A 10,768-nucleotide genomic window follows, 5' to 3' on the forward strand; every position below is an offset into this window, starting at 1 on the left:
GATAAGAAATTTAATGAATCACAAATAGTATTAGGGATGTCAATAGATCAGGATAGAATGCCAGTTAGTTTTGATATATATGCAGGAAATACATTTGAAGGGCATACATTTAAAGATCAATAGAAAAAATGAAAAAGAATATCAATTAGGAAAAGTAATAGTAGTAGCAGATAGAGAATGATGAGTAAAAAAATATAGAAGTAGTAGAAAATTCTAATTATGAATTCATAGTAGGAAAATCAATAAAACAAATAAAAAAGTAAATATATTTGAAGGAGAATTCATAGAACTAGCAAAAGAATAAAATATAGAGAAGTAGAATATGAAATAAAAGATTACTCATAATATATTCAGAAGAAAGAGCCAAAAAGACAGAGCAGATAGACTACGATTAATAGAAAAGCGAAAAAATGTTAGAAGAAGGAAATATAGATTCAAAAGTAAAAGAGGAGCGAAAAATATTTAAAAGAACAGAATAAACAAAATTATATACTGGACATAGAAAAATAGAAAATGATGAAAAATACGATGGATACTATGGAATAATAACAAACACAAAACTATCTCCAAAGAAATATTAGAACAATATCATACATTATGGAAAGTAGAAGAAACATTTAGAACATTAAAAAATTATCTTGAAACAAGACCGGTATTTCATTGGACACCAAAAAGAATAAAAGGACATATTGTAATGAGTTTCATATCTTACATAATTCAAAGAACACTAGAATTAGAACTGGAAAAAATAATGTTGAATACTCTCATGAAAAATAAGAGAAGCTATTAAAAATATGGAATACATTGAATTTAAAACACAAAAGCAACATCTTGTAGCGAGAATGAATTTAAATAAATTAGGACAAAGAATATTAAATACATTAAATATTCCTGTACCAAAAATAATTTCACCCTATACAGAATTCAAAGAAAATATAAAATTTAGGGGTGTAATGACACTTTTGTATTTAATAAAAAATTAACAATTGTTGTTTTTTAGAATAATTCTGCTTTTTAGAATTTTATTGAAAAAAATACTGTCAAACTCAGGAACAAAATTCTAAAAAGTAGAATTATTCAAAAAAATAGCTATTGTTAACTTTTTATAAAAAGAGAAATTAGCCACACACATCCTCCTTTTTGGCTTTTCATGCGTGTTTTAGGAGATTATTTTTTTAAATTCATCTAATTCCATCATTTTTTTCGGTTTTTCTATTTTTAATGTTTTTAATATGGCTTTTTGAAAATCGTTTAAATTGGCTCTTAATGCAAATAATTTGTCTTTTAATCTTATTTCAGAGTATTCCATTTTTTTTATAGCTTCTCTTATTTTTTCATGAGAGTATTCAATATTATTTTTTTCCAGTTCTAATTCTAATGTTCTTTGAATTATGTAAGATATGAAACTCATTACAATATGTCCTTTTATTCTTTTCGGTGTCCAATGAAATACCGGTCTTGTTTCAAGATAATTTTTTAATGTTCTGAATGTTTCTTCTACTTTCATAATGTATGATATTGTTCTAATATTTCTTTTGGAGATAGTTTTGTGTTTGTTATTATTCCATAGTATCCATCGTATTTTTCATCATTTTCTATTTTTTCTATGTCCAATATATAATTTTGTTTGTTCTGTTCTTTTAAATATTTTTTCGCTCCTCTTTTACTTTTTGAATCTATATTTCCTTCTTCTAACATTTTTTTCGCTTTTTCTATTAATCGTAGTCTATCTGCTCTGTCTTTTTTAGCTCTTTCTTCTGAATATATTATGAGTAATCTTTTATTTTCATATTCTACTTCTCTATATTTTATTCCTTTTGCTATTTCTATGAATTCTCCTTCAAATATATTTACTTTTTTTAACTGTTTTATTGATTTTCCTACTATGAATTCATAATTAGAATTTTCTACTACTTCTATATTTTTTTTACTCATCATTCCTCTATCTGCTACTACTATTACTTTTCCTAATTGATATTCTTTTTTCATTTTTTCTATTGAATCTTTAAATGTATGCCCTTCAAATGTATTTCCTGCATATATATCAAAACTAACTGGCATTCTATCCTGATCTATTGACATCCCTAATACTACTTGCGACTCATTAAATTTCTTATCCTTTGAATATCCCATTTGTAATATTTCATTTGTTTGTTGTGTTTCAAACGCTAATGTTGTTACATCGTAAAATACTAAATCTACCGTTGTATTAAACAAACTTATCCTTTGATTATACATATGTTTTTCTATCGACTCTTTATTATCTGCTAATATATCCAATGTTCTGTATAACCAGTGCAACATTACATCTTTTTCTTCCAGGTCTTTTTCTTTTTAACTTCCACTTTGTTATATCCAAAATACTCTAAATTATTAAATATTCCCAATTTACTTTTCGGTTCTACTATTCTATTCATCACCATTATTTTTAACATTTCTTCTGCATTGTATTTTATTTCTTTATCCAGTCTTTCAAAATATCTTTTCATCTCATATCTTTCAAATATCTTATTTACTATTGCTTTGGCTCCGTAATTTCTTCTTGCTATTTCTTCCATTAAATCATCTTCTATTTTTTCATATTCATCTATTTCAAATATTTTAAAAAGACTATCTACAAGTTTTGTTATATCTTTTTTACTATACTTATCTATATTTCCAAAATTTATTACTGTATGCTGTTTCACTTTTCCATTTTCTCTTTTGCTTTCCATTATCCTTAAATATCTTTTTCCTTTCACTTTTGATATTTTAGGATACATTTTAAAACATCTCCTTTCAGTGGTTGTCATATATATTATACCACCAAAAGGACTAATATATTACTAATTATAGTTAATTCTCTGTAACAAAAGTTAGCCACACAATTTTTCGACTTCCTGAAAAATACACGCCTCAAACCCGCATTCTACCGTTCCATTTCCCTTAAAATCGCCAAATTGCTGTCAAAGGCAGGAATAAAATAATAAAAAATTTTATGGTCTCTTTTTATGATTATTTTTCGTGAACAATATTACCATGGAATATTGTTTTTTGAATTTCAAGATTTTTGTTGAGAATTACAAGGTTTGCTCCTGAGTTTGACACTATTATTATCAACAAAATTCTAAAAAGTAGAATTATTCAAAAAATAGCTATTGTTAACTTTTTATAAAAAGAGAAATTAGCCACACACATCCTCCTTTTTGGCTTTTCATGCGTGTTTTAGGAGATTATTTTTTTAAATTCATCTAATTCCATCATTTTTTTCGGTTTTTCTATTTTTAATGTTTTTAATATGGCTTTTTGAAAATCGTTTAAATTGGCTCTTAATGCAAATAATTTGTCTTTTAATCTTATTTCAGAGTATTCCATTTTTTTTATAGCTTCTCTTATTTTTTCATGAGAGTATTCAATATTATTTTTTTCCAGTTCTAATTCTAATGTTCTTTGAATTATGTAAGATATGAAACTCATTACAATATGTCCTTTTATTCTTTTCGGTGTCCAATGAAATACCGGTCTTGTTTCAAGATAATTTTTTAATGTTCTGAATGTTTCTTCTACTTTCCATAATGTATGATATTGTTCTAATATTTCTTTTGGAGATAGTTTTGTGTTTGTTATTATTCCATAGTATCCATCGTATTTTTCATCATTTTCTATTTTTTCTATGTCCAATATATAATTTTGTTTGTTCTGTTCTTTTAAATATTTTTTCGCTCCTCTTTTACTTTTGGAATCTATATTTCCTTCTTCTAACATTTTTTTCGCTTTTTCTATTAATCGTAGTCTATCTGCTCTGTCTTTTTTAGCTCTTTCTTCTGAATATATTATGAGTAATCTTTTATTTTCATATTCTACTTCTCTATATTTTATTCCTTTTGCTATTTCTATGAATTCTCCTTCAAATATATTTACTTTTTTTAACTGTTTTATTGATTTTCCTACTATGAATTCATAATTAGAATTTTCTACTACTTCTATATTTTTTTTACTCATCATTCCTCTATCTGCTACTACTATTACTTTTCCTAATTGATATTCTTTTTTCATTTTTTCTATTGAATCTTTAAATGTATGCCCTTCAAATGTATTTCCTGCATATATATCAAAACTAACTGGCATTCTATCCTGATCTATTGACATCCCTAATACTACTTGCGACTCATTAAATTTCTTATCCTTTGAATATCCCATTTGTAATATTTCATTTGTTTGTTGTGTTTCAAACGCTAATGTTGTTACATCGTAAAATACTAAATCTACCGTTGTATTAAACAAACTTATCCTTTGATTATACATATGTTTTTCTATCGACTCTTTATTATCTGCTAATATATCCAATGTTCTGTATAACCAGTGCAACATTACATCTTTTTCTTCCAGGTCTTTTTCTTTTTTAACTTCCACTTTGTTATATCCAAAATACTCTAAATTATTAAATATTCCCAATTTACTCTTCGGTTCTACTATTCTATTCATCACCATTATTTTTAACATTTCTTCTGCATTGTATTTTATTTCTTTATCCAGTCTTTCAAAATATCTTTTCATCTCATATCTTTCAAATATCTTATTTACTATTACTTTGGCTCCGTAATTTCTTCTTGCTATTTCTTCCATTAAATCATCTTCTATTTTTTCATATTCATCTATTTCAAATATTTTAAAAAGACTATCTACAAGTTTTGTTATATCTTTTTTACTATACTTATCTATATTTCCAAAATTTATTACTGTATGCTGTTTCACTTTTCCATTTTCTCTTTTGCTTTCCATTATCCTTAAATATCTTTTTCCTTTCACTTTTGATATTTTAGGATACATTTTAAAACATCTCCTTTCAGTGGTTGTCATATATATTATACCACCAAAAGGACTAATATATTACTAATTATAGTTAATTCTCTGTAACAAAAGTTAGCCACACAATTTTTCGACTTCCTGAAAAATACACGCCTCAAACCCGCATTCTACCGTTCCATTTCACTTAAAATCGCCAAATTGCTGTCAAAGGCAGGAATAAAATAATAAAAAATTTTATGGTCTCTTTTTATGATTATTTTTCGTGAACAATATTACCATGGAATATTGTTTTTTGAATTTCAAGATTTTTGTTGAGAATTACAAGGTTTGCTATATAACCTTCTTTAATTCTCCCTTCATTTTTAATATTAAGATCTTGAAGTGCATTATATGATGAAACTCTTACTAATTCTTTTAAAGAGCAATTAGTAATTAAATAAAAGTTTCTCACACCATCATCAAAAGTCAATGTGCTTCCTGCTATTGTTCCATCTTCTAATGTTGCTTTTTTATCTTTTACCATAACCTTTAATCCACCAAGTGTATATTCTCCATCATTTAAATTAGTTGCAGAAATAGAATCTGTAATTAATATAATATCTTCTATATCTTTAATCTTATATATCAATTTTACAAATTCTGGTGATGTATGAATATTGTCTATTATCATCTCTATTTTAAAAGGTTCAAGCATTCCTGCTCCTACACCACCAATAGCTCTATGATGTAAAGAAGTTATAGCATTAGGAAAATGAGTAATCCTATTTATTCCTTGATTTAATGCTTTTTTGAATAATTCATAATTACCATTAGAATGTCCCAGAGATATTATTATGTCTTTTCTCTTTAAATATTCAACACAATCAAAAAATTTTTCTATTTCTGGTGCCATAGTTATTAGTTTTACATAATCATTTATTATAGCTTTTAAATCTTTGATTTTTGGTGGATATATATACTCTTCATTTTGGGCCCCTTTTTTTGCTTTATTTATATATGGACCTTCTAAATGAATACCCGCAATGGATAATATTGGTTGAAATTTAGAGGTAATTTTTTTTAATTGTTCAATAGACGCAGAAACCGTTGTGGGGTAAAATCTCGTTACACCATGAGAAAAGTTTAATTCCACCCATTTTTTTAACTCTTCTTTACTTGCTGTCATAAAATCTATTCCCATATAGCCATGAGTATGCGTATCAACAAATCCAGGCATAAGAATATAGTCATAACTATATTCTCTTTCTTTTTTTATAACTTTTTCTATTTTATTGTTTTTGATTATTATATCTCCAATATATTCTCCGTCTATAGGATCAACAATCAGGGCATTTTTTATTTCCATAATACACCTCTAATCTAAAATAACAGATTTGCTTAAATTCCTTGGTTGATCTGGGTCATAACCTTCAATTAAAGCCTTTTTATAACCTATATATTGAGGTATTATCATTTTTAATGGAGATTCAAACCCATCATTATATGGTATATCAATATCTTTATTTTTACCTATAAGAATGGTCTTAGCTCCAAATTCTTTCAATTCCTTTGCTAATTTCAATTCCTCTTCTGTATCCTTGGAATTTATTATAACAATAGAATGTTCCGTCAATGTAGACTTTGGTCCATGTCTGTATTCAAGTGGCTCATGAAATTCTACATTTTGTATAGCCATTTCTTGAATCTTTAATGCTCCTTCTTTTGAAACACCATATTGTTCATCAAAACCGAGAAATACAAAATGATTATATTTTTTTAAATCAATTGAGTCTATATAATTCTTAATATTTAATAGAAGTTGCTCTGACTCATTTGCAATATCGTTGAATTTAATGCCATTTAAAAGAAAATTGAGTATAAAAACAAATGAACCGGTCATAACTACACTTTCTTCATTAGCAAAATCAAAAACAAATGTTTCATCACATATCTTAGTTAAGGAAGAATCAGGAGTACATGTAATACCTATTGTTTTAATATTTCTCTTTTTAAAATTATCAACAGCCTTTACCGTTTCTGTGGATTCACCTGTTCGAGATAAAAATATGGCAATATCCGTTTCTGGAATTGTATCAAAAACTATCACTTCACCGCCTGAAATTATATTTGAATAATAACCATATTTTTTTAGCATTTTAGTGATAATCAATCCAAGATTATAAGATGAACCGCAACCTACAAATGTATATTTCTTATTTTTATCAAATGTAATTTTATAATCCTTTGCTTTTTTTAATAACTCAGGTATTTTATTTATTTCTCTTATTGTATATTTACCATTCATCCTTTCACCGCCCCTTGTGTAATTCCAGAAATTATATGTTTCTGGAATATTAAAAATGCGATTATAACTGGTATACCTATTATAGATGAGGCTGCCATTAATGTCGGCCAATCTACCTGATTGAACTTTTGAAACAGTGCAAGCCCTACCTGAACAGTTCTCATCTCTTTTGAAGTAGTCATAACCAATGGATAAAACAACATATTCCATGAAGTTATAAACGTGTTTATAGCCATAACCGCTATCGCAGGTTTTGATAATGGAAAGATGATTTTAAATAATATTTGAAATGTATTTGCTCCATCCACATATGCAGCCTGTTCTAACTCAATAGGTAATTGTTCTATATACTGTTTAAGTAAAAATATACCAAATGGCGTTACTAAAAATGGAATTGTTAATGCATAATATGTGTCAATCCAACCAAGATTTTTCATGATTATAAATATAGGGATAATAGTTGTTTGTGGAGGTATCATCATCGTTGCAAGCACTATCATAAACAATACATTCTTACCAAAGAATTCCCTTCTTGCAAATCCATATGCAACCATTGTGGAAAATATAATATTACCTATAACAACAATAATAGCCACAATTAAACTATTGAATATATATATTGCAAAATTATTTTCCTTCCATACATTTATAAAATTCAATAAAGTGGGATACTTATATTCTATCTTAAAATCGTCCAAAAATACACTTGTTTCCTTAGTAGGTGTAAATGAAAAAACTATTTTTGTTATATGCTTTAAATCAACCTCTCTATTTTTCAATAGTTTATAACTTATAGAAATTTTATGCCATTTATCTGAATCATTATTAATTTCTATTTTTGTCTGGTTTTCATCAACATCATAAAAAATAATATTAAAATCTTTAATATCAGACTTAATAAAAAAACTCAAATTTTTCATCATTCTTAAATCCAGATCATTTGTTAATAATGCAATTCTTTGAGTTTTGTCTGGTTCTAAATCTATTTTCAAACTTTGTTTTGTTTCAGGTGAATCCTTTGAAATAGAAATCTTTGCCCCATCATAGGTTTTCACTTTTCTTTTTATATATCTTATATACTTTATCTCAAAATCATTTAAATACTTTTCTTTTATAACGTGTGTAAGGTTTCCTTCTGGTATAATTGCAGTATAAAACATGGTTATTAATGGAAATAAAGACATAATCAACAATGTGAACATAAGGATTAAAAATAAAAATCTTTTCATTATATATCACTCCTGAGAAGACGCTTTTGAATTATGGTAAATACCATTATTATCGCCATTAAAATATATGCTATTGCAGATGCATATCCCATTTCAAATTGCCTAAATGAAGTCTGGTATAGATAATGAACTACCGTTTGTGTTGAATTGGAAGGTCCACCACCTGTCATTGTAAATATTTCAGCAAATATCTGAAATGATCTTATTGTATTTAATGAAATAATGAAAAACAATGTTGGTTTTAATAAGGGTAGAGTAATATTGAAAAACGTTTGTTTTTTTGAAGCTCCATCAATAGATGCCGCCTCATATACCTCTCCAGGTATTCCCTGAAGACCTGCTAAGAATAATATGGTATAATAACCTATAGCGGCCCAAATATCCATTATCATTATCGATATAAGTGCGGTTTTAGTGGAAGCAAGCCAGCTGGTATCCAGCGCATGCATTCCAAATAACTTCATCATATTATTGAAGAAACCATTTGCGCTGTATAGATAGATCCATATTGTGGATATAACAACCATTGATATAACCGATGGTAAAAAGAACCCTGCTTTAAAAAGTCCTTTGAAAGGCAGATGCTTGCTATTTATCAATAACGCAAGTAATAATGAAAATGTTGTTGTAAATGGGATTGTCCCAATAACAAAGATAAATGTATTCTTTAATGCAATGAGAAAAACCTCATCTTGAAATGCTCTTATATAATTTGACAGACCAACAAAATTATAGTGAGGATTTATTCCACTATAATCGGTAAAACTCATAAAAAATGAATAACCTATGGGGAAAATTCCAAATATCATGAATATAATTAAGAATGGTAATAATAGAATAAATGTTTCAAGATTATATTTTGTTTGTCTTTTCATTTTTTCACTCCTTAAGACGCCTGTGCAAGGGGGACTTTGCACAGGCACTTTTTTTAATGGTTCAATAATTGTTGGATTTTTAAATTATAGTATCTTAATGTGCTTTCAACGTTTTCATTTTCAAGAACGATTTTTTCAATAGCTTCTGTTAAATATTGTTGTATTTTAAACCATTGTGGATGTGATGGAGCAGGTTTTGCGTATTTATTTTGTTCATAGAAAACCTGATGCATTGGATGATCTTCAAACCATGGATCTTTATCTGCACCAACCACTGATGGGAATACAGATGGAACTAATTTTGTTACCTGCATTGCAACATCAGATCTCAATAAGTATTCAATTAACTTTAAAGCTGCTTCCTGATTTTTTGATTGTTTTGTTATAGCCAATACTTCTGCACCTGCAAATGAAGCATGGGTTCCACTCCATTTATTTGGTTTTGGTAATAATGCTACATCAAATAAAATATTTGGATAATTGCTTTCTATACCTGATATATCCCATGCACCACTAACATACATACCTAATTTTCCTTCACCAAATGCTTTAGCTAAATCTGCTTGTTTTGTTTTTAAGGAATATTTGGATAATGCTTGATAGAATTTTGCTGTTTCTATAACCTTTGTTGAGTATAACAATGATTTTTTCATATCTTTTGATAAAATTGATGCTTCATTTCCCCAGACTGCTGGTAAAAACCATTGTTGCCACGGACTGAAACTTTCTCCTGCACACATACCAAAACCATATATATCATCACCTAAAGCATCGATTTTTTGTGCAGCATCATATAATTCTTCCCATGTTTCTGGTGGGGTATTTGGATCTAATCCTGCTTTTTCAAATAAGTCTAAATTAAAAAATAAAGCTCTTGTTCCCAATAACCATGGTAATGCCCAGTAATGTCCATTATATTCTACTGAATCCCAGCCAAAATATTTATCTTTTACTTTTGATGCATAATCGTCCATTTTTAAAATAGCGTCCTGACTTGCAAAGTTAGCTACCCATGTATTACCAAGTTCTACAACATCTGGTGCGTTATTTGCTGCAATTGAAGTAACGATTTTGTCAAAACCATTTGACCAGGATAACTGAACATACTCAACTTCAATATCTGGATTTTCCTTCATAAATTCTCCAAGAATCTTTTTAGAAGATTCATCATTCAACATAAATCCCCAGAAAGTTATCCTGGTTTTACCAAAAGCAAATACTACTAACACACTTAACAATACTACCAATACCAACTTTTTCATAATGAAACCTCCCCTTTTAAAATGTTCTTTTTAATAGCTTTAATAGCCTGATATATTGAAATTAATTTCGTTGAATACGTAACTATATATGATTCTAAAATATAATGTTCTAAATCTTCATCATTTCTAATAATCACATAAATAACATCATCAGAAAAACTCTTTAATTTCTTTTGTAAATTTAATTGTTTCTCAAACCTAAAGGAATCAAGGACAAAAGAAATAACCGTTTCGTCTTTGTTGGGAAGTTCATTAACTACTCCATTAAATGGGTCATATTTTTATACTTTACTGCCTTTAAACTCAAATTGTATTAAAGTTTCCAACTTT

At 27.6% G+C, this 10,768-nt stretch carries 6 protein-coding genes and 4 pseudogenes; 1 reads left to right on the plus strand and 9 read right to left on the minus strand.

Annotation, left to right across the window (positions count from 1 at the left end):
- A pseudogene (locus DJ007_RS20940) lies at positions 1 to 983 on the plus strand (IS1634 family transposase); the annotation flags it as partial.
- A gap of 176 nt (positions 984 to 1,159) precedes the next feature.
- Here DJ007_RS20940 and DJ007_RS20945 read toward each other — a convergent pair.
- From DJ007_RS20945 to DJ007_RS20640, 9 genes and pseudogenes are all read right to left on the minus strand, one after another.
- A pseudogene (locus DJ007_RS20945) lies at positions 1,160 to 2,543 on the minus strand (IS1634 family transposase); the annotation flags it as partial.
- Between the two features lie 117 nt (positions 2,544 to 2,660).
- Positions 2,661 to 2,792, minus strand: a pseudogene (locus tag DJ007_RS21120) (IS1634 family transposase N-terminal domain-related protein); the annotation flags it as partial.
- 412 nt (positions 2,793 to 3,204) lie between these two features.
- Entirely contained in the window at positions 3,205 to 4,839 is a 1,635-nt protein-coding gene (locus DJ007_RS14175; protein WP_129407806.1) for an IS1634 family transposase, read from the minus strand.
- 202 nt (positions 4,840 to 5,041) lie between these two features.
- Entirely contained in the window at positions 5,042 to 6,133 is a 1,092-nt protein-coding gene (gene nagA / locus DJ007_RS14180) for an N-acetylglucosamine-6-phosphate deacetylase (RefSeq protein ID WP_129410132.1), read from the minus strand.
- Positions 6,134 to 6,142: 9 nt separating this feature from the next.
- Complete coding sequence (locus DJ007_RS14185; protein ID WP_129410131.1) at positions 6,143 to 7,072, minus strand: SIS domain-containing protein; 930 nt, start codon at positions 7,070 to 7,072, stop codon at positions 6,143 to 6,145.
- Positions 7,069 to 8,301 (minus strand): carbohydrate ABC transporter permease, encoded by a 1,233-nt coding sequence (locus DJ007_RS14190; protein ID WP_129410144.1) that lies wholly within the window; start codon positions 8,299 to 8,301, stop codon positions 7,069 to 7,071. Before DJ007_RS14190 ends, DJ007_RS14185 begins: the two co-directional genes overlap by 4 nt.
- Positions 8,301 to 9,176 (minus strand): carbohydrate ABC transporter permease, encoded by an 876-nt coding sequence (locus DJ007_RS14195; protein ID WP_129408622.1) that lies wholly within the window; start codon positions 9,174 to 9,176, stop codon positions 8,301 to 8,303. Before DJ007_RS14195 ends, DJ007_RS14190 begins: the two co-directional genes overlap by 1 nt.
- A gap of 53 nt (positions 9,177 to 9,229) precedes the next feature.
- Positions 9,230 to 10,438, minus strand: a complete 1,209-nt coding sequence (locus DJ007_RS14200) for an extracellular solute-binding protein (RefSeq protein WP_129410145.1) — start codon at positions 10,436 to 10,438, stop codon at positions 9,230 to 9,232.
- Positions 10,435 to 10,668, minus strand: a pseudogene (locus DJ007_RS20640) (hypothetical protein); the annotation flags it as partial. The pseudogene DJ007_RS20640 and the gene DJ007_RS14200, both read right to left, overlap by 4 nt.
- Between the last annotated feature and the right edge of the window lie 100 nt (positions 10,669 to 10,768).

Origin of the sequence: Marinitoga lauensis (assembly GCF_004135675.1) — a bacterium.
GTDB classification, from domain to species: domain Bacteria; phylum Thermotogota; class Thermotogae; order Petrotogales; family Petrotogaceae; genus Marinitoga; species Marinitoga lauensis.

What these genes read in the sequence shown, in the direction of transcription:
- DJ007_RS14175 (WP_129407806.1), bottom strand. Translation starts at nt 4,839, where the DNA reads ATGACAACCACTGAAAGGAGATGTTTTAAAATGTATCCTAAAATATCA.
- nagA (WP_129410132.1), bottom strand. Translation starts at nt 6,133, where the DNA reads ATGGAAATAAAAAATGCCCTGATTGTTGATCCTATAGACGGAGAATAT.
- DJ007_RS14185 (WP_129410131.1), bottom strand. Translation starts at nt 7,072, where the DNA reads ATGAATGGTAAATATACAATAAGAGAAATAAATAAAATACCTGAGTTA.
- DJ007_RS14190 (WP_129410144.1), bottom strand. Translation starts at nt 8,301, where the DNA reads ATGAAAAGATTTTTATTTTTAATCCTTATGTTCACATTGTTGATTATG.
- DJ007_RS14195 (WP_129408622.1), bottom strand. Translation starts at nt 9,176, where the DNA reads ATGAAAAGACAAACAAAATATAATCTTGAAACATTTATTCTATTATTA.
- DJ007_RS14200 (WP_129410145.1), bottom strand. Translation starts at nt 10,438, where the DNA reads ATGAAAAAGTTGGTATTGGTAGTATTGTTAAGTGTGTTAGTAGTATTT.